The following is a 22,227-nucleotide window of genomic DNA, read 5'->3' on the forward strand; positions in this document are numbered from 1 at the left end:
AACTTGTGAATTCATGTGTCTTTGCAACGCAACATTGATTTGGTGATTTGTGTGACAGTGGCGAATAATTGTTTGCTATGAGTGAAGAACATGTCTATCAATTCGCCGCCATCATTCTCTACCTGTTGCTCATGATCGGCATTGGCTTCTATGCCTATCGCCGGACAAACACAGGTCGAGAATTCCTCTTGGCTGGCCGAGACCTGTCCCCCCGAGTTGCAGCCTTATCTGCCGGTGCCTCCGATATGTCTGGTTGGCTCATGATGGGCCTGCCAGGTGCCCTGTATGCCACCGGTCTGATCGAAGCATGGATTGCGATCGGTCTGATCCTCGGTACGTGGTTGAACTGGAAAATCGTTGCACCACGTTTACGCGTCTATTCAGAGATCACCGAAGATGCGATCACTATGCCCGCGTTTTTCGAACAACGCTTCCGAGATCGCACGAGACTGCTGCGCTCCGTCTCAGCGGTGATCATTTTGCTGTTCTTCATTTTCTATGTCGCCTCGATGATGGTCGCTTCCGGGGCTTTCTTCCAGTCTGCGTTCGGCTGGCCCTATATGACGGGTCTGTTCGTAGTAGCCGGTTTCACTCTGCTGTACACAGTGTTCGGTGGATTCCTTGGCGTATCACTCACCGACGTCGCCCAGGGTCTCCTCATGCTCGTTGCACTGATTGCTGTGCCTATTATCGCTACGGTCCAGCTCGGTGGGCCCGGCGAAGTCGTCAGTTTGATCAGCGAATCCGATGTGCAGGCTGGTCTTGAGCACTTGTCGTTTACCGGCGGTGGCATGAGCACCGCGTCGATCCTGATCATTATTTCCGGGCTGGCCTGGGGCCTCGGCTATTTCGGTCAGCCACACATTCTGGCACGTCACTTCGCCATCCGAAGCCATAAGGAAGCAACAACCGCACGCCGTATTGGTACCGGTTGGGTCGGTTTCTCCATGCTCGGGGCGGTGTTGACGGGACTGATTGGCGTCGCGTGGTTCCAACGTGAAGGTGGAACGCTCGACGACCCGGAAACAGTCTTCCTCGTGCTGTCGCAAATTCTGTTCCACCCATTCATCGCCGGCATCATCCTGGCTGCTGTTCTTGCGGCGATTATGTCGACCATGTCGTCTCAGCTCATTGTTTCCTCGTCGGCGCTAGTCGAAGACATTTACGGGCTGTTCAAACGCAACCCGAACGAACGCACGCAACTGTGGCTGGGCCGTGGTTCCGTCGTGCTGGTCTCCGTTATTGCAATCCTGATTGCCCAAGATCCTGAAGCCACCGTGTTGGATCTCGTTGGCTTCGCCTGGGCAGGTTTCGGTGCAGCCTTCGGTCCGATGATCCTGATGGCACTGTACTGGCGCCGAGTCACTGCGATGGGAGCGCTGACCGGTATGGTTGCCGGTGCCGCCGTTGCCTACATCTGGGGTACAGTCCCAGCGATCAAGGAAGCCCTCAACCTCTACGAAATTGTGCCGGGTGTGCTGGCGAACTTCGCGGTTGCCATCGTGGTTTCCTTGCTGACCGCTAAGCCCGCTCCAGAAATCGACGAAGAATTCAATAGAATGCAAAAAACGATCTCGGCGAAATAGTTTCAGCTACGTCGTACAACGGTTGGCAACACCTTCTGTGTGGGTTGCCAACCGTTGTGTTTAACGGCCCTACGATAGAGCCATGGGTATTTCTCGTTCACAAACGATCTTTGTCGCGCTTGCTCCCGGACAGGTCTGGGATCTCATCAGTGACCCCGGTGCGTGGCTGCAGTGGAATGATCAGCTTCAGCAGTTCGCGCCCGTTGAAATGGCCAGTGACAGGCTCCAGGTCGGCGACACCGTCAAGGTGGTACCTAAAGCACTCATTCGCGGATTTATCCATGCGGCAACTGCGCCCCCGGCAACCATCGTGCTCGCCAGACCACAACGCGAAATCGTCTGGCGGCAAGATCAGCCCGGCGGTTATACCCAACAAAGCTGGCAGATCGAGCCCGCGTCCGAAGGTGGCACGTATCTGACCCGGCGCACCCTCGTGGTTGGGCCACTTGCAGCACCGTTGGCTACGGCACTGGCAGCACCCCTGACACAGGATCTTGGTGCCGTGGGCGCACGCATGTTTCAGATGGCCTGTGCAGGACCCAACATTGATCAGCCGGTGAATGTTGTAGTCGGGGGCTCAGGCTATCTTGGCTCGCGACTCGTGACTCGCTTGTTGGCAGCAGGACAGCGCGCCGTCGTACTGACCCGATCCCCCCGCTCCGGAGCACCATACCCACAAGCTGGCTGGGACCATGACAATCTCGGCCAGCTGGACGACCATCTGATGGATCCCGCAGGCTTCAACATCATCAACCTGGCCGGTCGGCCCTTAGGCCCAGAGTTCACTCCCACAGAGGTGGCACGGCAAGAGATCTCACGCGTGGAGACGACCGCAACGCTACGCAGCGCGGTATCGGCTGCTCGGGCACGCGGCGGAGTCCTGCATCGCTGGCTCCAGGGCAGTGCCGTGCCCTTATGGTCTGCGGACTCAACCAAAGAATTCACCGAAACGACGTCCCCCACGGCGGATGAAGATGGACCGGATGGTATGGGGCAACTCGTGGCCGATTGGGAAGCATCCGCCCCGGATGATGCGATCATCTTGCGAACCGGTGTCGTGCTTGGTCAGCAGGCACAAATCTCCATGGGACTGATCGCTATGGCACTGACCAAAACACGCCCGCGAATCGATGGCTACCTACCGTGGATACACGAAGACGACTGGGTTGGTATCGTGCAGCATCTGCTGAGCACTCCCAATCCACCCTCCACGGTGGTCGCGGTCGCGCCACAACAGACTCGCCTCTCAGAAGCCATTCATGCGCTCGCCCCGTCAACGGGACCACGCCACTTCCCAATTCCTGCCAAGCTGCTCTCCTGGGGGATGAAATGTATCCGGATGGAACCAGGCCTTCTGCTGGGCAGTACCAAAGCGCGCTCTACTGTGCTTATGGAATCAGGTTATACCTACCGCTTCCCCACCATTGCTGCAGCGGCCGATGCGGTGACGTTCTAGTTCGAGGTCTCCGACTGTGGAATGTCGTACGTGAGAAAGACAACGCCGCCATCAAACTGTTCAACACGATGCAGGTGAAGGTCTAGCCTGTGTTGTGGCCAGAAGGCCAGACCGGTTCCTACCGTCACCGGGCATAACAAGATCATCAACCGATCCACGAGTCCGTGGCGCAAAGCTTCAGCGGCCAGGGTCGGTCCGTCAATGGTGAGATCGTGGTCGGATGAACATTTCAGTGCTCTGATATGTTGCGGGTCGAATACCCGCAACAAAAAGCTTGGTCTTGAACTATGTGTTCAAGACCAAGCTGTTGGAATGCTTATGGTCGCACAGCTGCTGAAGCTTCGTGCTTCGTTGCCGAAGCGTGTTCCTGTTTCGCTAGCGGGGTGGGGTGCTTGTCATTGCGCATAAGCCGCATGGCGTTGACAATCACCACGAGCACTGAGCCCTCGTGTACCAACATGCCCAACGACATCGTCACGCCGCCAGCAAAGACGCCGGCTAGTAACACCACGACGGTGGCTAACGCAATGACGATGTTTTGCTTCATCACCCGGGTGGTCCGCTTGGCTAAGCTGATGGACTCTGGCAATTTCATGAGGTTGTCACCCATCAGGGCAATATCAGCCGTCTCAATGGCGACTCCTGAACCTGCGGCTCCCATGGCCACACCAATATCGGCTGTTGCTAATGCTGGCGCATCGTTCACCCCGTCCCCGACCATGGCCACGGTGTGCCCCTCGCGCTGCAGTTTGGTCACAGCATCGAGCTTGTCTTCCGGTAGCAGTGACGCGTGAATTTCGTCGATCCCGGTGGCTTGACCGATGGATTCAGCTACCAGTCGGGTGTCCCCGGTGAGCATGACGACCTTAGTCACACCGGCTTCGTGCAGGCGGGCCACCATATCCGGAGCATCCGTGCGAATAGTGTCTGCAACAGCGAGAACACCCAGCACGGTCTGGTCCGTGGCAACGATCATCGGTGTTTTACCGGCTGCCGCAAACGTCTGAGCCGATTCGGTAGCATCCTGGCTTTCGGCCACTTCATACTGCGCCAATAGGGCTGGGTTACCGATCAGGATTTGTTGTTCTTCAACGTCGGCGACAATACCTTTACCAACAACGGGTGTAATCTTTTGCGGAAAACCATCCGGTGAAGCCCCTCGTGCTTGTGCGGCATCCAGAATAGGACGGGCTAGCGGGTGTTCGGAACCGGCTTCTGCAGTCGCAGCAATGGCTAACACATCATCTTCTGTCATGCCTTCAGCAACCACGAACACGTCGGTCAGCTCGGGGCGCCCTTCGGTGAGAGTGCCCGTCTTATCGACGGCTACGGCCGAAATTCTGCCCGAGGTTTCCAGGTACTCACCACCCTTGATCAGGATCCCGTTGCGTGCGGCACGTCCAATACCAGCCACAATGGCAACCGGTATCGAAATCACCAGCGCACCAGGGCAACCGATCACCAACAACGTCAGAGCAAGGACCACATCCTGGGTGATCAACCCGGCAAGCAAGGCCAACATCATGACCGCCGGGGTATACCAGGTAGAGAAACGGTCGATGAAAGCCTGGGTTTTTGCTTTGGCATCTTGTGCTTCTTCCACACGGTGAATGATGCGCGCCAGGGTGGTGTCGGCACCGATGCCGGTGGCTTTGACCTGCAAGAATCCGCCGCGTGAAATTGTGCCGGCAAAGACTTGATCGGTTGTCGTCTTCTCTACCGGGATGGATTCACCGGTAATTGAGGCTTCATCGATGGACCCGGTACCATCCGACACCACGCCATCGACCGGTACTTTGGCACCGTTTTTTACCAGGACTATCTCGCCCTGTGAGACCTCGTGAGCTGGAACCTCGTGTTGAGCTCCGTCGCGCATCACAATCGCCGTATCTGGTGCGACGGCCACCAACTCAGCTAGCGCTGATCGGGTTTTATTCATCGTGCCGGCTTCCAATGCGTGACCAATGGAGAACAGGAACGTGACGGCAGCGGCCTCCCAGAAGTTTCCAATGATCACCGCACCGATGGCGGCTACCGACACTAAGAGGTCAATACTAATCATCTTGGTGGTGAGTGCTCGGACAGCCTGTATGACGATGTTGTATCCCGCCACCACAGCCGCCGCCAACATCAAGAGATTGGCGAGTGTGAAGACATCGGTACCATCATGAGCGTGGACGCCGGCATCGACCCACCAGCGCGACACTAACTCTGGGTTGAGTGTCCCGTCCCGGATATTGTTGACGGCAGATGACACCAGGATCAGAAGGCCTGAAATCACCGGTACCGCCCAATTACCGCGGATCCACTTCTCGAACTTACTCACTGTGCTCATTTCTGTAGTGATGTACTCGACTCTGCGAAGCTATGGTGGCCCGAATCGTTCGGGCCACCATGATGTGCGTGATGCTTAGAAGATTGAAGGTTTGGCTGTGTAGCCGGCCTGCGCTACGGCCTGCACAAGATCGTCAACCGTTGCTCGCGTCTCATCGTGATCAACTTCAATGCGGGAGCTTGCGAAGTGCACTTTCACGTTGTCGACGCCTTGCATCTTGCCAACCCGCTTTTCAATCTTGGTAACGCATGAGGGGCAAGAAAAGCCTTCTGCACGAAGGAGTGTATGAGTGATGTTCTGGGCGGTCATCCGGTTCCCTTTCCTTGTGATCTACTGTCCTCGTATCGTGAGGAGTTATCTTTAGATTAGGGGGAACCGGAGGTGTTCTCCTTGACGTTGGTCAAGTCCCGGTAGCTGCCTTCCGGTACCATGTGAAGGCATGCGTGAATTGCCTATCCGAGACATCACCGAACACGATGATAACTGCGTACGACGGGTGCCCATCTTTTCCGGGCTAACAACAGAACAGCAGGATCTCGTAGCGACTCTGGCACGTCCACAGCTCGTATCTGCTGGTGAGCTCATCCATGGGCCTGGTCAACGGACTGGCAAAATGTTCGTTGTACACACTGGAGAAATCAAACTTAGTCGTACGCTGCCTAGTGGCAGAAAGCATCTGCTGCGCGTTGCCCGTCCCGGTGACACACTCGGTGAGCATGCTTTTCTTACAGGTAGCGCCACGTTGGAAGAGGCCGAAGCGCGCTCGCAGACGAGGCTCTGCATCTTTGCGCACGAGGACCTGACGCACCTGATCGACCAGTATCCGAATATTGCGCATCGGATGCTGCGGACCCTGGGTGACCGGCTAGCCCATACCGAGCATCGGCTGACGTTGAGTAGCCAAAGCGTGGATCTGCGCATCGCTGACTATCTCTTGCAACAACCGTTGGTCCGAAATGCTCAGACACCTGACGGCGTGATGCGCGCCCGCTTGCCCATGAGTAAAAAAGACATTGCGTCCTTGCTGGGTACGACGCCAGAATCGTTAAGCCGCGCTCTGGCACGGTTGCGAAAAAAGGGCCTCGTAGCCGTCGATGAGGATGTGGTATCACTTCTACAACCCGATGCGTTAGAGGAACTGATCACCGCGGAATGAGGTTGTCTAGCGATATGCCCGGTGATATTGCGCTGGCACCGGTGGAGCGTCATGCCGCAGTATTTGGGCCGAATAAATTGGAAAATCGGTGTTCCGCAGTGATTCTCGGCCAACCAGCACCACATCGGCCTGTTCGGTCACCAGGATGTGCTCGGCTTGGAAGGGTTCGGTGATCAACCCAACGGCAGCAGTCGGTACTCCAGTGCGGCGGCGAATCGCTTCAGCAAACGCCACTTGGTAGCCCGGACCTGCCGGAATCTTCGCCGGCAGATTCGAACCGCTGGAAACATCAATGAGGTCAACACCGTGCTCGTGCAGCCACTGCACCACTTGTACGGTGTCGTCGATTGTCAGACCGTCTTCGTGCCAATCCACAGCCGAAAGGCGAACCAGCAATGGGACTTGGTCGGAGATTTCGGCACGTACTGCATCAACCACGTCAAGCAGCAACCGCGCTCGGTTCTCCAATGAACCCCCATAGGAGTCATCCCGATCATTGCTGAGCGGGGACAAGAACTGGTGGAGCAGATAACCATGTGCGCCATGGATCTCTAACAGGTCAAAGCCGGCGTCGATTGCTCGTCGTGCCGACGCGACGAATGCGGCAACCACGTTATCGATCCCAGCTTGGTCGAGTGCTTCTGGAGTAGCGAGCCCCGGGAATTCTTTGGCCGACGGCGCGACGGTGGTCCACCCGCCCTCGTCTTCGGGCACGCTGCCCTCGTTGTCGTAGTCGAAGGGGCGATAAGTACTCCCTTTACGCCCGGCATGTGCCAACTGGATCCCAGCTAGGGTTCCTTGCGAGTGCATGAACTCTACAATCGGTGCCAAAGAATCGCGTTGGCTATCGTTCCACAGGCCGAGGTCCTGCGGAGAAATACGGCCTTCCGGAGTCACCGACGTTGCTTCAACAATGACAGCCCCTGCTCCCCCGCGGGCTAAGCTCCCGAGATGCACCATATGCCAGTCGGTTGCCATGCCGTCGGCGTTTTCCGCACTGTACTGGCACATGGGCGGAACCCACACGCGGTTTCGGGCGGTGACGCCACGCAAGGTGATCGGTTCGAAGAGCAAACGAGACAAGCTGATATTCCTAACGTTGCCGGAAGAGCCAAAATGGCTTTCTATTTCCATTTCGGATGTTATCAGGTCGTATGGTGCTGGGGTTCACACGTCTCAGTACTACCGTCAGCATGTCTATCTGGTTCTGGCCTCACGAGAACACCACGAGCAAGTAGAGCACGAAAACCATCAGGTGCGCTGCACCATGCAGGGCGGTAGCTCTTTTGCCGAGCATCGACGCCGTAGTAATACATAACGTAACGGCTAGTAGCAACAGATTCTCAGGGCTTTCGGCTAACACCACAGGTTGAGCCGTTACCAGCCCAATGATGAGGACTGCCGGTATGGTGAGTCCCACTGTTGAGACGAGCGCGCCATGGCACAGATTACTAACACGTTGCATCTCTCCCAGATAAGCGGCTCGAATCGCGGTGATGGTTTCTGGCAGAAACACAATTGCGGCGATCAAGATACCTGAAAGTGCTATTGGAGCTCCGAGGTGTTCAAGGGCTTGGTCTAAGAGCGCGGCCATCTCGTGTGACAGCAAGACGATGGGGACGACAGTGAAGACCAAGACCGTTGTCCGGGTTAAAATTTCACCTCGATGTTGGGCTAGGACCGCGGACAGGCTTTGCTGTGGTTGTGCGGAAACAGCCTTTGTTGAATCCGCTGAGGTAACTTCCTGAAAATCACTGCGCTGTTGTCCCAGCTGACGATAGAGAAAATAGCCATACATGATCAGCGTGAGGCCTACGACAACGATAGCCGGAAGTGGAGCATACATACCGGAAGCACCGAGGAAATGCGGCAGAGCAAATGCCACGACCAATAAGACAGCCAGGATGGATAGGTAGGCAGACACTCCGACGCTGTTCGATTGCAGGTTGGCATGCCGAGTGGCGCCGACCAGGATCGCAATACCAATGACGAAATTCAGAATAATCATGGAAACTGCCATGACTGAATCTCGAGCAATCGTGAGATGTTCTCCCGGACCAAGCATGACCGCCGATATGAGAATGACCTCGATAATGACGATGGATAATGTCAGTACGAGCGTCCCGTAGGGATCGCCCAGCCGCTGTGCCAAATATTCGGCCTGCCGTACGACGCCGAACGCACAGCTGAGGACAACAGCAATGATCACGCCCAAAATTATGAAGAGCCCAGGTGTTGTCAGCGGACCGCCTAAAGCTGGACCGGTCTGAACGAGTATGAGAACGCTGCCCCATCCAAGCAGCAGCTGCAACGTGGCGGTTGGGGTCAGTGCAGTGCGTATCGATGAGAACATGAGATCGGCCGTCCTGTGGGCCGTCCCAGCTTGTGTTTTCACGATCGGGTCGTCCCGAACGCACTTCTTGCCACTATGGTAACTGTTTCAGGATTCGATGAGGTAACTGCGAATTTCTTTAATCTTCGCAGCTTTGCCATGCCCCGCAAACAGGATCACGTGGTTAAAACATACAGCGCGAGACTGCGCATATGTTGCCACACCATCGGCACCGCAGTCCGTCCCGTGCGTGATAACAGTATGCAGTTTCAGTTCTTGCGTGCTGTCTTGGTTCATCAACCATGCTCGAGTCTCGGCTTGTCCCGACAGCACGTTCGATCCGACGATTTCCCAGCGAACATCGTCTTTAAGCATTCCGAGCGTCTCGTCAACGGCTCCAGAATACAAAGCGATGAGGAAGTCTCGTATGACCACTTTTCTTGGAGCATTGCCACAGTGCTCGGGTATGTCGATAACCGATAGGGAGCTAGAACTCGAGGACATAGAGACACACTCCTGGTAATAGAGGTCTATCGGTGGACGTCATTAGGTTTTTCGATTCGCTAATTTGTCGCGGAGGCGATCAACCATGCCAACCCCTGCACCAACGGTTTTGTGATAGAGCTCCGAGTTCGGGGCATTGGGATGTGGACGTGTCGGGGCCGTTCGTTTGGCCTGTTCTACCTTCTCCCCCATCTCACGAAGTTGGGCAGCAGGAATATGCTCGCGAAGCTTCAGGAACTGTTCATCTTCCTCATCACTGATGTGGTGGCGAAGATGTGCTTCGAGTTCTTCGAGAATTTGCATGAACCGCCCGTCATCGGCCGGAACGTCTTCTAGGCGTTTCATAACCTCGTCGAGTTCGTTATGCTCCTCGATATCGTGTTCAACTTCTTCGGCACCATTTGGCAGGTGTTGTCTCATCGCTGGGTAGACCTGCATCTCTTCGGCAACGGAATGGCGCACAATTTCAGCGATGACTGTGTCTGCGGTATCGCGACGATGTTCTGCGTTGGTTGCCTGTTTTGTTTCGTCGAGAAGATCCAACATGGCTTGATGGTCGGCTGTCAGTACGTCTACAACGTCTCGTTCTTGCGTCGTGGAATTCTCTGTCGTCATGATCGACCTTTCATTGGAGGTACATTCCCACGCTAGTTTGCGCCATGCGAAGAGGTCTATAGGCCACCGCGAGCGACGTTTAAGTTTGGATCGAGTATGTACCGGCATAGAGTGGAAACGATGAACGACGTAAATCATGAGTCCCGGAGCGGCTCTGAGGCGTTTGACCTCAGGACGGTGGCTGCCGGGCTTCCTGCAGCGCAGCTGATTTCCGACCTGTTGGAGGATCACCGGCCCACCGATGCCCCGTTGCGCGCTGTTGTTGTGGCGCCCCCTGGCACCGGCAAAACCACCGTCGTCCCGCCGACTCTGGCGAACCGATTGCAGCTGCTGGGCCGCAATGGCAGGATCGTCGTCACCCAACCACGCCGGATGGCGGCACGCGCTGCGGCGCGGAGGTTAGCGCATCTGACCGGTACTAAAGTTGGTGAACAAGTCGGCTATACGGTTCGTGGCGACCGAAAAACCTCGGCTGCTACCGCGGTCGAATTTGTGACGACGGGTGTGCTGCTGCGACGGCTCATCGGTAATCCTGACGCACCAGATATCGCGGCGGTCGTCTTGGACGAAGTGCACGAACGTCAACTGGATACAGATCTCACGTTTGCGATGGTGCAGCAGCTGGGCGAACTGCGTGGCGCAGCGGATCCGCTCGATATCGTCGTCATGTCAGCCACCCTGGAGGCAGACTTTTGGACAGCGCTATTATCCACAGATACTGCAAATCCGGCTCGAGTGCTCAAGGTCGAGGCCCTCTCCTATCCGCTGACGGAACAGTGGGCACCATTACCCGGTACACAACGAGCCCTGGATGCTCGTGGGGTCACCAACCAATTCCTCAGCCACGTTACAGACACCGTGCTCACGACCGTCAAGAACGTACCTGACGGCGATGTGTTGGTATTTCTCCCCGGGGCTCGAGAGATTGATCGGGTGGCACAGCAGCTGACCGGTTCAACATCATGTGATGTGTTGGCCTTGCTGGGATCTACTGCAGCCGGTGAACAAGATCGGATCTTGACTCCGCCGGCTGCCGGCGGGAACAGGCGCATTGTGTTGGCGACGAATGTTGCCGAATCTGCCCTGACGGTTTCTGGGGTGCGGATTGTCGTTGATGCAGGGTTGGACCGCCAGCCTCGTTTGGATGCTGGCCGCGGGGTGGCAGGACTCGTGACGGTTGGTGCTGCCAAATCAGCCATGATCCAGCGCGCCGGCCGTGCCGCACGTGAAGCCCCGGGACTGGTGGTGCGGTGCATGTCTGAGGCAGAATTCGCTGCTCGCCCAGCCCACCGGCCTGCTGAAGTTCGGACCGCAGATCTCACCCAGGCGGTGCTGGATCTGGCATCTTGGGGTGCAGCGGATGGTTCCGGGCTGCGACTGCCCGAGCCATTGCCAACACGGGCTTTCAACGCCGCGGTAACCAGCCTGACGCAATTGGGCGCCCTGGAACGTGCTGAGCACGATGGGCAACTGCGCATTACCGAATTGGGCCGGAAGCTGGCTATCCTGCCGGTGGATCCCCGGCTAGGACGGGCGCTCTATGATGGTGCCGAGTTCGTCGGTGCGAGATTAGCCGCCGAGGTGATTGCCGCGCTCTCGTCTGACGAACGGGCCGAAAAAGCTGATCTGGGCAAGCTGATGGGGCGGTTACGGTCTACACGTCCCAAGCGTTGGACCGATGATGCTGCACGTTTATTGCGCGCCGTATCCCAGGGCGAGGGCTCCCCTCGTGCCGGGCATGGTTCGGCTGGACCATACGACCTAGGACTCGTCACGGCGCTGGCATATCCCCAACAAATTGCTCGGCGACGGACACCCGGCGGTGGGCAAAACGAAGACGCCGAGTATCTCCTGGCTTCTGGAACGGCAGCCTCGCTCCCCCGGGGTTCGTCACTGCAGGGTGCTGATTGGCTGGCCGTCGCTGATATCACGCTACACGGAGAACGAGCCATCATTCGTACCGCCGCCGAGCTGGATCAAGACTACGCGGAGTTGGCGGCAGGCCCCTTATTCGTCGAGCAGACGCAAGCACGCTTTGTTGACGGGAAAGTTTCAGCGCGTGCAGTGGTCCGATTGGGTGCCATCCAGCTGTCATCGACGCCGATCAAACCAACGCCAGAACACACGCGCGATGCGGTAGCCGCTGATATCCGCAGCCCCGGCGTTCTGGCTTTCTTCAAGGTGAGTGCGACGTCCAAACAGCATGCTGCGTTTAACAGTCTGCGCTCTCGGATGGGGATGCTCCATCGTGTCTATGGTGCCCCTTGGCCGGATGTCTCGGAGACAGCACTGACCGATCGGCTCTTCGAATGGCTCGCCCCGGAGCTTGAACAGTTAGCCTCCGGAACACGAGTCGAGCGTATTGACCTCACGTCTGCCTTGCGGCGCCTCCTACCGTGGCCCGATGCCGCGCGGATGGAGGAACTGGCTCCGGAGCGGATTAGCGTGCCATCTGGTGCCACGGTGCGGTTGGATTGGCCTGCACCGGAGGATCATACCGACGACGAGATCGCCCCACCGGTGTTGGCGGTGAAGCTTCAGGAGTGCTTTGGCTGGACGGGTAGTCCCACCGTGGCCGAGGGGCGCGTGCCGATCGTGCTGCATCTCTTATCGCCGGCTCGCCGACCGCTGGCGGTGACCTCCGATCTGGCGAGCTTTTGGCGCAACATTTACCCACAGGTTCGAGCCGAGAACCGCGGCCGGTACATCAAACATCCCTGGCCCGAGGATCCGCTCACCGCCGTCGCGACCGCCAAAACCAACCGTGCCCTACGTGGCAGTCAAGCCCAGCAAAAGTAGCCTTCACCGGTTAGGAATCTGACGGGATCATCTCTTCAAGTTCGGTCAAGAACTCTTGTACCACCGGTCCGTTTGTTTGTGCGCCGGCTAAGCCCTCGTGGAAGAACAAGGAGACGGCCAGATCACCGTGGGTCGCCATGATCCAGGTGTGCGCCAGGTCCTCACCATCGGATTCGAACTCCGCGGTACCCGTCTTCGCCAAGACCGGTGCCCCCGGTACATCTTGCAGGATCGGAACCGTTCCAGTTTCTACGGGGCCGGCCATGAGCTCGCGCAACTGTTCGGCTTCGTCCTCGGTCAGCGGCGTATCTCCCGGCAGATTCTCGTTCTGGGAGGGATCCACCGAAGGATCACTGATGAGCACGGGGCTGACAGTTTCTCCGGCCGATACCGAGGCGGCAACGGTGGCCATACCCAGCGGTGACGCTTGGACGACGCCCTGTCCGAATAATCCGGCGGCGTGTTCAGTACCTTCAACATCGGTGGGAACTGAGCCCAAGAAGGCACCGTCATAGCCGACAACTGGGTCCTCAACGAGTCCCAGTGCAACGGCTGCATCGTGTTGTTGCTGCGGGGAAATATCCTCATACTGGCCAACGAAACTTGTGTTGCATGACTGGGCAATGGCATCGGCCAGGCTGATCTCACCGACGTGTTCAGAAGGATAACCGTCAAAATTCGAAATCTCGGTGCCGCCGACATTAATGGTCTCGGGACACTCGACCTTCGAGTCGGGATCCATGCCGTTACGCAACATCGACAGCGCCGTGACAACTTTGAAGGTTGACCCTGGTGCATAAGAACCCTGCATCGCCAAGGGCCAGCTCGTATCTTCGGGTCCTTCTGCTGCGGCAAGAATGTGCCCGTCGGACGGTCTGACGGCAACGAGGCCTGCCAAGACATCGGAGTCACCGATCATATCTTCGGCAAGCTCTTGGACCCGGGTGTCTAAGGTCGTGGTAACCGCGGTACCATCAGTAGCTTCTCGGCTGAATTCCTCCGGATCACTGGTCGGTAGGTTCTCGCTTGGAACATCGGAGTTATCCACGGTGATTTCCAAACCGCTCACACCAGCCAGCTCATCATTATAGGTTTGTTGCAGTCCGGATAGACCGGTCGGCATACCAGCGGTAATCTCGCCATCAGATGCTTCAATCTGTTCGGCATTCGGCAAGCCGTAGGACCCTAGGATAGAGCGAGCAAAGGTCGCCGTTGGCCCCAGAACCATGGTGTCTTCGCGAGCGACGGCGCCGGAAATCCCGCTGATTTCATCGAATGGGATCTCGGTTTCTTCATCGTCACGCAGCACAATGAATTCAACCCAGGCACGCTCTCCGGCAGCAAGCACGCGATCAACAAATGTCTCTGGGTCGAGATCTAGTGCTTCGGCTAGTGCCGTCGCTGAATCCGTTGCTGCTTCCGTTACTTCATCATCGCTTGGCTCCGCCCCACCGGCGGTAAGTGCATCGAGTAGGTGGGTTTTATCGATGCCGATCCGTTGGACGGGCCGTTCGGTTGCCAATGGTTGATCTTGGGTATCAAGTATCTCCCCGCGGTCAGCCGGTGTTTCCGAAACCTCAACGCGTCCGCCCCCTGCAAGTCCCGAGACCAGCGTCTCCGGCGTTAATTGCGGTTCCCATACCTCCGACTCTTCGTTCCAGACCAGGGTGGCCTGGGTTGAGTAAGTCCAGGTCGCTTCAGAAGTGTCCTCAGCATCTTCTGGTGCCTCTGATGTCTCATCGGCGGTATCAGCATCCGCGCCACCAGAAAGGTCCCAGGTCACCGTGTAAGCTGCAGTAGCGGTCGGTTCCTCGGTCTCCTCTTCGACCACAGATTCTAAGCTGACGGTCACAGGATAATCAGCCAGGGCTGCCGTCGACTCGGTTAATACTTCTGGATCCGTCGACCCCTCGGCCAGACTGGCATCCCCGAATGCTTCCAACTGTTCAGAGCCGAGCTGCTCTGCGAACAGTTCAGCGGCCTGCGTCGGATCATCGACTGATCCGCACGCACTAAGCCCAAGTGTTCCGACCACGACCAAGGCGGCAAATCCAGTAATTCTGTGTCGTCGGTGCGATGGTTTCGTCTGGTGTGAGACTGACGGAGATATCATGCACTGAAGTCTACTGACGTTTAAAGCGGGTGTAAGCCTAGTGAAGTCCGCTTTAAGCTACGTACGGCCTCCTGGCCCTTATCGATTAGGCAGCAGCGACTCGATGATCGGTGCATGCTGCGCGTTGCATCATGCTTAGACGCCATGAACTGCATCGGCCGTGCCAGGGCACCTCCAGCACCCCAGCGCCCATAGGCACAACGGCTCACTCTTGCGTTGCTGTCGTGGTTCTCACGTGTGCTCGTTGGCCGTGACGCCCGAAAAGACTGAGATATTCGACGGGGCCACTACTGGTCGCACCGAACCAATGCGGTGTTCGGGTGTCGAACTCCGCTGCCTCACCTGCTTGCAACAACAGATCCTGGTCCCCCAGCACCAGCCTTAGTGTTCCGTTGAGCACATAGGCCCAGTCGTGTCCCTCGTGTGATCGCAACTCGGGAATCACGTCGTCGCTACCGGCGGGCAGCACAAACTTATAGGCCTGGATCCCACCAGGGCGTCGGGTGAGTGGAATGACCACAGACCCATCGCCAACCGCCATGGGCCGCAAATCAACCCGGGGGTCTGCTGTCCGTGGGGCGTCGACCAGTGAATCAATAGTCACCCCGTAATAGCGAGCTAACGGTAGAAGCTGTTCAAGCGTTGGTCTCCGAAGCCCTGCCTCCAGTCGAGACAGTGTACTGCTCGAGATATCAGTCTCCACCGCCAGCTGCGTCAAGGTGAGATCTCGGTGCAGTCGAAGATGCTTCAGCCGGGGGCCAACGGTATCCAGGGTGTCATCAATTGATTCGCTCATGAACCATATATTGCCATTTGGCAACACACATTGCAATTTAGCATCCTGGCTGTCAGTCTTATACCTGATACCAACTCGAGAGGAGAATATTCATGACTTCAGAACACGTTGAGAGCACATGGGATGTCGCAATTATTGGCGGGGGTTCTGCGGGTTTAAGTGCCGCGCTAACGCTCGCTCGGTCTCGTCGCAGCGTGCTGGTTATCGATGGTGGCGTACCGCGGAATGCTCCAGCGTCTGCAGTCCACGGTCTGCTGGGTCTTGAAGGTACCAATCCCTTAGACCTGTTGAGCAAGGGACGGGCAGAGGTAACCAGTTATGGTGCTGAAGTCGTGCATTCAGCGCTGATCGATGCGATGGGTAGTTCCGAGGAAGGTTTCGTGCTGCAGTTGGAAGAGGGTTCTACCCACCGTGCAGGTCAGCTCATCCTCGCGACCGGAGTGCAGGATGACTTCCCGGATATCCCTGGCCTTGCCGAGCGCTGGGGCCGCGACGTTGTGCACTGCCCTTACTGCCACGGCTGGGAGATTCGCGATCAACAAATCGGCGTGCTTGCTACCGGCCCAATGTCGGCAATGCAAGCCATGCTCTTCTATCAGTGGAGTGCAAACCTGACGTTCTTCGTCAATAACGTCGAAATTCCTGCTGATCAGCTTGATACACTGCGTGATCTGAACGTCACGATTGTGTCGGGATCCGTCGAGGACATCGAGGTCGCCAATGATCAGCTCACCGGTGTCACCATAGATGATGGTACGAGCGTCGCCTTGGATGCGCTGGCGGTACCGACCCAGGTTAAAGCCCGCCTTGAGGGACTGGCCAGTCTTGCCTTGGATACAACTGAGAACGCGATGGGCGTGGCTGTACGAGTTGATGACGCGGGCAGAACCTCAGTGCCGGGTGTATGGGCAACGGGCAACGTCATGGGCCCTTGGATGCAGGTGAGTGAAGCTGCCGCCCACGGTGCACGTGTGGCCATGACTCTCAATGCCGAAATGGCACTGGCACGCGCTGGGCTCACCATGCCGAAACCTTCAACAGAGAAAGGGTCCTGATGCCGCAATTTGATAAAACCTACTGGGAAGACCACTGGACTCCCAAAGCTTCGGCACAAGACCGGCACATGCCTGTCAACCCCTATCTGGCGAGTGAGACCAGGCACCTGAATCCTGGCACAGCGCTTGATGCTGGCTGCGGGACAGGTACCGAGGCTTTGTGGCTGGCGGAACACGGTTGGCAGGTGACCGGCGCTGATATTTCGGCAACCGCACTCGACAAAGCAGCAAAACGAGCGGCGGAAGCCGGGCAGGCGGACAGCGTCGAATGGATCGAGACGGATGTAGCGCGTTGGGAGCCACACCGGACGTGGGATTTAGTAACGACTCACTATGCACATCCGGATACCGGCCAACTTCCTTTCTATGAACTCCTAGGATCATGGGTGGCGGAAAACGGATCCTTACTCATTGTTGGGCATCATCACGGTACGCATCACCAACACGATCATCCGGAGGAAGCTACCGTTACCCTGGAAGCGATTGCTGAGCTATTTCATGCACCTTCCTGGAGTATCGACGCAAGCTATGAAAACACCCGGACCATCGACAGGGGTCACCACGGTGCAGGCCAGTTGCATGATGTGGTCGTCCGCGTCCAGCGACTTCAGGGCTGACGGGCATAAAAAATCCCGCTGGATCTGTGTGATCTAGCGGGTTAGTGAGTGGAGCTTAGGGGATTCGAACCCCTGACCTCTTCCGTGCCACGGAAGCGCGCTACCAACTGCGCCAAAGCCCCTTATCAAGTTATTTTCTCGTCACCGCTCCGGGCAACATCAATTAGTATACATACCTTTTAGGTGAAAACAAATTTGAGATGTCGCTTTGGAGCGGTGACTTTAAACACTGGTTTGCGTTAAGGTAAATGTCCCGAAGGCACCGGTGTTTGATTGCAACACGTGGGCCCGACAATTTTCGAGTCGAGGCACCGTGGCATAGTCTTCATCATCGCGTCCGGTAAGCAAGTGCGCGGCGGCACGCAGCGTGTTGCCGTGAGAAATAACCAGGATGACATCGGCGTCTCCTAGAGCAGCAATGACCGCGTTTGCAGTCCGGGTACCTGACTGCCGAGGGGTTTCGCCTCCTACCGGTCCTGCGTCGAGGCCGGGCAAACGAAATGCGGCATGCTGGTCTGGCCACTGTTCAGCAATATCTGTGAATACTAGCCCTTCCCAGGCTCCGCCGTCGGTCTCTTTGATATCGTCGACGGCCGCGAGTTCGAGATCTCGGCCTCGCAGCATGATGCGACCGGTCTCATCGGCACGTGCCAAAGGCGACACAATCGCGATGTCGAATTCGGTGTGACTCCACCGGCGAGCTGCTTGTTTTGCTTGGGTTCGGCCAGCATCGTTGAGCAGGATGTCGGTTTGTCCCTGGTAGCGACCTTGCGCATTCCAATCTGTTTCACCGTGGCGGAGAAACACGAGTGTCTTCATTTGTAACGTCTCACCAGTTCATTCTTTAGGGTGTGATTATTCGGTTTCTGACAGTTCAATCTGTGGGGCGTCTGACCAAAGCCGATCAAGCGCATAATTTTCGCGTTCTTCATCGTGTTGAACGTGAATAACGAAATGGCCGTAGTCCAGTAGCACCCACCGGCTTTCGGATTCGCCTTCCCGTCGGGTTGGTTTCAGCTCGAGTTGTTCACGAAGGTCGTCTTCGATCTCGTCGATGATCGATTTCACTTGTCGTTCGCTAGGTGCAGAGGCAAAGAAAAAGGCGTCGGTAATACCGAGGCGTTCTGCTACATCTACTGCGGAAATATTCTCGGCCTGCATGGTTGCTGCGGCTTTCGCAGCGATCGTGAGAGCGTTGAGTGTGGGTTCGGGTACGACCACGGAACTCCTTTAGTTCATCGAGTAAACAGAATAAGTGCAATGATTAGTGCGATAACGCCAATCGCAAACACAGCGATCGAGATGGCCAAAATCCGGCGCTCAGGAGCTTCCGATTCTTTCGGATCCAAGGTATCGAGTCCATGTGCTGAGTTTGCATCGAGGGGTTGTTCCGGTCCGGTAACCGGCATTGCGTTGGTCTCGGGCTCAGCTTTAAAGTGCTCTGCGAAATCTGGCTTGGTGTCCTTAGTGGTGGGCCCCTCTGATGCTTCCTTGTCAGAGACTTCAAAGGGACCGGTCATCATGGGTCCGCTACTGGCACGACGTGCCCGCCGCGTTGCTGTTTCGTCTTCCTGTGCCGGTTGATCTTCCGAGTGCAGTTCCTCTTGAGGCTCTTGGTTATCTACCGAAACAGTGGCGACTGCATCAGGTTCAGACTGAGCTGTTGCCTCACCGTCTTGAGTGTCTTCGTCTTCGACAATCTCAATGGCTGAGGTTTCCAGTTCTTGCAGCTCTTGGGATTTTTCGGCGAGCTCTTTCTGCCGACGAAGCAATAAAGGGTCGATAACGTTTGGATTTTGCTCGCCCAGTTGAATAATTTCCTGGGTCAGCCGTTCCGTTTCATCACGCAATTCTGCGCGACGAATTTCTACCGTATCCAGCCCTGACATATCCGTGATTTCAACAGCAGATTCGCCGTACCGATCCCACGTGGAGAGCACCACAGTATCTTCCGCATTATCAGCAGCTGCTTCGTCATCTTGCGGTTCTTGAGCACCTGTTGGGTCTTGTCCGACCGCAGGCAGCGGCGGTGGTGGCGCTTGCGGCGAAGTTGCGCGCCGCACCGGCTTGGCAGGAGCACGCTGTTGTTCTTCCTGCTGAGCCTTGAGTGTCGCAATATCGTCTTGGCGTTCGACTGCGGCACGACGTGCATGTTCGCGTGCCTCACGACGGGAGCGCGGTTTCGGTTCCTGCTCCGGCTCATCCCGGCGTTTAGTGATGAGCGGCAGCATCCCCGTGGAGGTCACTTGAGAATCTGCGCGTCGCCGACGACGCGGTGGGACGGCTTCCTCGATAGGTGCATCGGCATCCGTCGGGGCATCCACCGGAGAATTCGCTGCCCGTCGACCTGCCGAGCCGTCATCTTGCTGATCAAGTTGAGCAGGTTCCAGCGGAACATCGGTCACATCACTTGCCGGCACGGGCTCGACTGTGGCCAGTGTTTCTTGGGCTCGTTGCTCCTCGCCTGCTGCACGCTGCTGGCGATCTTCAACTTCTTCTGCCCAGCGCTGGGCTTCTTCATCACGCAGTTGGGCGCGTTGTTCGCGTTCGCGTTGCAGCCGCAGTTCTCGGCGGGAAGGATAAGGATTACTCATCGTCTTCCTCCGGTCGATTGTTCAGTGATGATGGCACGTAGGGGGCAATATTATGACGTGAACGCTGTCCGTTGTTGTCGACATACAACCCGTATTTGCCAATATATTGGACGACACCGTCGGGTACCAGGTACCACACGGGTTTACCCGCGGCTACGCGATCACGGCAGTCGGTCGATGAGATCGCCATGGCTGGAATTTCCATCAGGGAAACCTCATCGGAGAGTCCAAAGTCTGTCAGTTCGTGGCCCGGCCGGGAAACACCGACGAAGTGTGCTTTGCCCCATAGAAGCTCGACGTCTTTCCACGTCATGATTTGTTCCATGGCGTCGGCCCCGGTGATGAAGAATAAATCTGCATCGGGGCGCAAGGATTGCACATCGTCCAAGGTATCGGACGTATATGTTTGGCCTGGTCGATCGATGTCTACCCGGGATACTGAAAACCGTGGGTTTGATGCGGTTGCGACCACGGTCATCAAATAGCGGTGCTCTGCCGGGGAAACTTCCTTATCGGATTTTTGCCAGGGTTGCCCAGTGGGGACAAAGACGACTTCGTCAAGGTCAAACTCTGCCGCGACTTCACTGGCCGCGACCAAGTGGCCGTGATGGATGGGGTCGAAGGTGCCACCCATAATGCCGAGCCGCGGCCGGCGACACGGTGGAGTGTGCGGAGTTTGGGTCACAGGCAACTTAACGATGTGCGGAGGTTGAGCCCTGTTGTGGCTGTTCAACGTCGGTTGATGCTGGAGCTTCGCGACGCAGTGCTACTGAGCGTAGCGACATGATAGCCAACAGCAGAAACATCAGCGCAGCGAAAATCGCGATACCGTATACCAGTGGGTCAAACGGCAGTTCTGTAACGGCGGCTTCTTCCGCTGCTGCTTGGAACAGTTGCATGGGTTTATTACTCCTGTACGTACGAGTGTTACTAGAGAACGAGCTTACCGAATTTTTCGGCTCTGATGGTAACGGTGTCGGGACCTAGTCACGGATCTGACCGTCACCGCGCAGAATCCATTTTGTCGAGGTGAGTTCCTCGAGCCCCATCGGTCCGCGAGCGTGCAGTTTCTGGGTAGAAATCCCGATTTCTGCCCCGAGGCCGAACTGACCGCCATCGGTAAATCGGGATGACGCGTTGACCATTACGACGGCCGCGTCGACATCTGCGACGTAGCGTTCGGCGTTGGACAGGTTTTCTGTGACGATCACTTCAGTGTGGCCCGTCGAGTAGGTTTCCACGTGTTCGAGTGCCTGATCGATATCGTCGACGATTTTGACCGACATCTGCATGTCCAGGTATTCGGTTGACCAGTCTTCCGCGGTTGCAGCAACAGCGTCAGCAATCCATGTAGCAGCGGTTTGGTCCACGTGGAGCACCACGCCGGCGTGCTGCAAGCTGTTGAGCACGCTGACTCCCGTTTCTTTTGCGTCCTTATGGATGAGGACGGTTTCGGCTGCGTTACAGACTGAAGGACGGTGTGTCTTTGAGTTGAAGACAATATCCACGGCCTTTTGTGGATTCGCCGAAGCATCCACGAACACGTGGCCAACTCCAGCACCTGTTTCGATGACCGGTACGGCAGCATTATCAACGACAGCGCGGATCAGACCGGGACCACCGCGTGGAATGAGTACGTCGACTCCCCCACGGTAGGTTATCAAAGCGTTGGCACCCTCGCGCCCCCACTGGTCGATACCCTGGATGAGGTCTGCTGGCAGTCCACGAGATTCAAGGGCTTTTCGTAGCACCGAGATCGTCACACCATTGGTAGTTTCGGCGGCCGAACCACCACGGAGAATAACGGCGTTACCGGATTTAATACCGATACCGGCGATATCGACGGTGACGTTTGGACGTGCTTCATAGATTGCACCAACGACGCCGAGCGGCACGCGAACCTGCTGCATGCGAATACCGTTTGGCAGGTTATTGCCTCGCATGACGTTGCCGATGGGATCGGGCAGGGCTGCGAGATCACCCAGGGCTGAGACTAAGCCGTCGATTCGTTCGTCAGTCAGCTGGAGACGGTCTAGCAGTGCCTCAGCGGTGTGTTGTTCTCTACCGCGCTGTAGATCAGTCGCATTGGCTTCCAGGATTGCAGCACGGTTGGCATCAATGGCTTCGGCCATAGCGGCTAGGGCGGCATCTTTATCGGCTCGAGAGGCAGAGGCCAGGCTCTTTTGAGCAGTGCGTGCAGCCTTGGTGACCGCGGCGATCTGGGCGGTTACGGAATCAGAATCTAGTTGAGCAGTCATGATCGTATTGT

The 22,227-nt window shown here is 56.9% G+C and carries 21 protein-coding genes and 1 tRNA gene; 6 read left to right on the top strand and 16 right to left on the bottom strand.

Features of this window, described 5'->3' with window-relative positions; translation table 11 throughout:
- Positions 1 to 77: 77 nt before the first annotated feature.
- Together putP and G583_RS0109290 are read left to right on the top strand one after the other, a co-directional pair.
- A complete protein-coding gene (gene putP / locus G583_RS0109285; RefSeq protein WP_022870908.1) occupies positions 78 to 1,586 on the top strand; it encodes a sodium/proline symporter PutP in 1,509 nt (502 codons plus the stop codon).
- An 82-nt stretch (positions 1,587 to 1,668) separates the two neighbouring features.
- Entirely contained in the window at positions 1,669 to 3,042 is a 1,374-nt protein-coding gene (locus G583_RS0109290; protein ID WP_022870909.1) for a DUF1731 domain-containing protein, read from the top strand.
- Here the strand turns inward: G583_RS0109290 and G583_RS15340 are convergent.
- The 3 genes from G583_RS15340 to G583_RS0109305 form a co-directional block, all read right to left on the bottom strand.
- On the bottom strand, positions 3,039 to 3,311 hold the full coding sequence (locus G583_RS15340) for a dihydrofolate reductase family protein (RefSeq protein WP_022870910.1): 273 nt from the start codon (positions 3,309 to 3,311) through the stop codon (positions 3,039 to 3,041). The genes G583_RS0109290 and G583_RS15340 overlap by 4 nt on opposite strands.
- Positions 3,312 to 3,358: 47 nt before the next feature.
- The gene (locus G583_RS0109300) at positions 3,359 to 5,368 is read right to left on the bottom strand and encodes a heavy metal translocating P-type ATPase (protein WP_022870911.1); all 2,010 of its coding nucleotides are present in this window, start codon (positions 5,366 to 5,368) and stop codon (positions 3,359 to 3,361) included.
- 84 nt (positions 5,369 to 5,452) lie between these two features.
- The gene (locus G583_RS0109305) at positions 5,453 to 5,686 is read right to left on the bottom strand and encodes a heavy-metal-associated domain-containing protein (protein ID WP_022870912.1); all 234 of its coding nucleotides are present in this window, start codon (positions 5,684 to 5,686) and stop codon (positions 5,453 to 5,455) included.
- A 130-nt stretch (positions 5,687 to 5,816) separates the two neighbouring features.
- On the opposite strand from G583_RS0109305, the gene G583_RS0109310 reads away from it, so the two are divergent.
- A complete protein-coding gene (locus tag G583_RS0109310; protein ID WP_022870913.1) occupies positions 5,817 to 6,533 on the top strand; it encodes a Crp/Fnr family transcriptional regulator in 717 nt (238 codons plus the stop codon).
- Between the two features lie 6 nt (positions 6,534 to 6,539).
- On the opposite strand, the gene G583_RS0109315 is transcribed toward G583_RS0109310, so the two are convergent.
- The 4 genes from G583_RS0109315 to G583_RS0109330 all read right to left on the bottom strand — a co-directional run bounded on the left by G583_RS0109315 (position 6,540) and on the right by G583_RS0109330 (position 9,984).
- Positions 6,540 to 7,616: an NADH:flavin oxidoreductase/NADH oxidase gene (locus tag G583_RS0109315; protein WP_022870914.1), complete on the bottom strand. Its 1,077-nt coding sequence runs from the start codon at positions 7,614 to 7,616 to the stop codon at positions 6,540 to 6,542.
- A 130-nt stretch (positions 7,617 to 7,746) separates the two neighbouring features.
- A complete protein-coding gene (locus tag G583_RS0109320; RefSeq protein WP_022870915.1) occupies positions 7,747 to 8,886 on the bottom strand; it encodes a calcium:proton antiporter in 1,140 nt (379 codons plus the stop codon).
- A gap of 87 nt (positions 8,887 to 8,973) precedes the next feature.
- Positions 8,974 to 9,369: a hypothetical protein gene (locus G583_RS0109325; protein WP_022870916.1), complete on the bottom strand. Its 396-nt coding sequence runs from the start codon at positions 9,367 to 9,369 to the stop codon at positions 8,974 to 8,976.
- Positions 9,370 to 9,411: 42 nt separating this feature from the next.
- Complete coding sequence (locus G583_RS0109330; protein WP_022870917.1) at positions 9,412 to 9,984, bottom strand: hemerythrin domain-containing protein; 573 nt, start codon at positions 9,982 to 9,984, stop codon at positions 9,412 to 9,414.
- Positions 9,985 to 10,104: 120 nt separating this feature from the next.
- Between G583_RS0109330 and hrpB the strand changes: the two genes are divergently transcribed.
- Complete coding sequence (gene hrpB / locus G583_RS0109335; protein ID WP_022870918.1) at positions 10,105 to 12,783, top strand: ATP-dependent helicase HrpB; 2,679 nt, start codon at positions 10,105 to 10,107, stop codon at positions 12,781 to 12,783.
- 10 nt (positions 12,784 to 12,793) lie between these two features.
- On the opposite strand, the gene G583_RS0109340 is transcribed toward hrpB, so the two are convergent.
- Positions 12,794 to 14,896, bottom strand: a complete 2,103-nt coding sequence (locus G583_RS0109340) for a penicillin-binding transpeptidase domain-containing protein (RefSeq protein WP_084677338.1) — start codon at positions 14,894 to 14,896, stop codon at positions 12,794 to 12,796.
- 205 nt (positions 14,897 to 15,101) lie between these two features.
- The gene (locus tag G583_RS0109345; protein ID WP_029629452.1) at positions 15,102 to 15,692 is read right to left on the bottom strand and encodes a helix-turn-helix domain-containing protein; all 591 of its coding nucleotides are present in this window, start codon (positions 15,690 to 15,692) and stop codon (positions 15,102 to 15,104) included.
- A gap of 92 nt (positions 15,693 to 15,784) precedes the next feature.
- On the opposite strand from G583_RS0109345, the gene G583_RS15345 reads away from it, so the two are divergent.
- Positions 15,785 to 16,747 carry an NAD(P)/FAD-dependent oxidoreductase gene (locus G583_RS15345; protein WP_022870921.1) on the top strand — a complete coding sequence of 321 codons (963 nt, stop codon included), beginning with the start codon at positions 15,785 to 15,787 and terminating at the stop codon, positions 16,745 to 16,747.
- Positions 16,747 to 17,364: an SAM-dependent methyltransferase gene (locus G583_RS0109355; RefSeq protein ID WP_022870922.1), complete on the top strand. Its 618-nt coding sequence runs from the start codon at positions 16,747 to 16,749 to the stop codon at positions 17,362 to 17,364. Before G583_RS15345 ends, G583_RS0109355 begins: the two co-directional genes overlap by 1 nt.
- Before the next feature lie 49 nt (positions 17,365 to 17,413).
- Here G583_RS0109355 and G583_RS0109360 read toward each other — a convergent pair.
- The 7 genes from G583_RS0109360 to G583_RS0109395 form a co-directional block, all read right to left on the bottom strand.
- Positions 17,414 to 17,486: transfer RNA gene (locus tag G583_RS0109360), tRNA-Ala, on the bottom strand.
- A 100-nt stretch (positions 17,487 to 17,586) separates the two neighbouring features.
- A complete protein-coding gene (locus tag G583_RS0109365; protein ID WP_022870923.1) occupies positions 17,587 to 18,183 on the bottom strand; it encodes a histidine phosphatase family protein in 597 nt (198 codons plus the stop codon).
- 36 nt (positions 18,184 to 18,219) lie between these two features.
- Positions 18,220 to 18,585: a ribosome silencing factor gene (gene rsfS / locus G583_RS15350; RefSeq protein WP_022870924.1), complete on the bottom strand. Its 366-nt coding sequence runs from the start codon at positions 18,583 to 18,585 to the stop codon at positions 18,220 to 18,222.
- A 14-nt stretch (positions 18,586 to 18,599) separates the two neighbouring features.
- Positions 18,600 to 19,958 carry a prolipoprotein diacylglyceryl transferase gene (locus tag G583_RS0109375; protein WP_022870925.1) on the bottom strand — a complete coding sequence of 453 codons (1,359 nt, stop codon included), beginning with the start codon at positions 19,956 to 19,958 and terminating at the stop codon, positions 18,600 to 18,602.
- Positions 19,951 to 20,592 (bottom strand): nicotinate-nucleotide adenylyltransferase, encoded by a 642-nt coding sequence (gene nadD, locus G583_RS15355; RefSeq protein ID WP_022870926.1) that lies wholly within the window; start codon positions 20,590 to 20,592, stop codon positions 19,951 to 19,953. Before nadD ends, G583_RS0109375 begins: the two co-directional genes overlap by 8 nt.
- Positions 20,593 to 20,650: 58 nt before the next feature.
- Positions 20,651 to 20,857, bottom strand: coding sequence for a hypothetical protein (locus tag G583_RS15360; protein ID WP_022870927.1), 207 nt, complete (start codon positions 20,855 to 20,857; stop codon positions 20,651 to 20,653).
- Between the two features lie 84 nt (positions 20,858 to 20,941).
- Entirely contained in the window at positions 20,942 to 22,216 is a 1,275-nt protein-coding gene (locus G583_RS0109395; RefSeq protein ID WP_022870929.1) for a glutamate-5-semialdehyde dehydrogenase, read from the bottom strand.
- Between the last annotated feature and the right edge of the window lie 11 nt (positions 22,217 to 22,227).

Origin of the sequence: Yaniella halotolerans DSM 15476 (genome assembly GCF_000420805.1) — a bacterium.
Taxonomy (GTDB): Bacteria; Actinomycetota; Actinomycetes; order Actinomycetales; family Micrococcaceae; genus Yaniella; species Yaniella halotolerans.

Coding starts and splice junctions, on each gene's coding strand:
- putP (WP_022870908.1), top strand. CDS start 78: ATGAGTGAAGAACATGTCTATCAATTCGCCGCCATCATTCTCTACCTG.
- G583_RS0109290 (WP_022870909.1), top strand. CDS start 1,669: ATGGGTATTTCTCGTTCACAAACGATCTTTGTCGCGCTTGCTCCCGGA.
- G583_RS0109305 (WP_022870912.1), bottom strand. CDS start 5,686: ATGACCGCCCAGAACATCACTCATACACTCCTTCGTGCAGAAGGCTTT.
- G583_RS0109310 (WP_022870913.1), top strand. CDS start 5,817: ATGCGTGAATTGCCTATCCGAGACATCACCGAACACGATGATAACTGC.
- G583_RS0109320 (WP_022870915.1), bottom strand. CDS start 8,886: ATGTTCTCATCGATACGCACTGCACTGACCCCAACCGCCACGTTGCAG.
- G583_RS0109325 (WP_022870916.1), bottom strand. CDS start 9,369: ATGTCCTCGAGTTCTAGCTCCCTATCGGTTATCGACATACCCGAGCAC.
- G583_RS0109330 (WP_022870917.1), bottom strand. CDS start 9,984: ATGACGACAGAGAATTCCACGACGCAAGAACGAGACGTTGTAGACGTA.
- hrpB (WP_022870918.1), top strand. CDS start 10,105: ATGAACGACGTAAATCATGAGTCCCGGAGCGGCTCTGAGGCGTTTGAC.
- G583_RS0109340 (WP_084677338.1), bottom strand. CDS start 14,896: ATGATATCTCCGTCAGTCTCACACCAGACGAAACCATCGCACCGACGA.
- G583_RS0109345 (WP_029629452.1), bottom strand. CDS start 15,692: ATGAGCGAATCAATTGATGACACCCTGGATACCGTTGGCCCCCGGCTG.
- G583_RS15345 (WP_022870921.1), top strand. CDS start 15,785: ATGACTTCAGAACACGTTGAGAGCACATGGGATGTCGCAATTATTGGC.
- G583_RS0109355 (WP_022870922.1), top strand. CDS start 16,747: ATGCCGCAATTTGATAAAACCTACTGGGAAGACCACTGGACTCCCAAA.
- G583_RS0109365 (WP_022870923.1), bottom strand. CDS start 18,183: ATGAAGACACTCGTGTTTCTCCGCCACGGTGAAACAGATTGGAATGCG.
- G583_RS0109375 (WP_022870925.1), bottom strand. CDS start 19,958: ATGAGTAATCCTTATCCTTCCCGCCGAGAACTGCGGCTGCAACGCGAA.
- nadD (WP_022870926.1), bottom strand. CDS start 20,592: ATGGGTGGCACCTTCGACCCCATCCATCACGGCCACTTGGTCGCGGCC.
- G583_RS15360 (WP_022870927.1), bottom strand. CDS start 20,857: ATGCAACTGTTCCAAGCAGCAGCGGAAGAAGCCGCCGTTACAGAACTG.
- G583_RS0109395 (WP_022870929.1), bottom strand. CDS start 22,216: ATGACTGCTCAACTAGATTCTGATTCCGTAACCGCCCAGATCGCCGCG.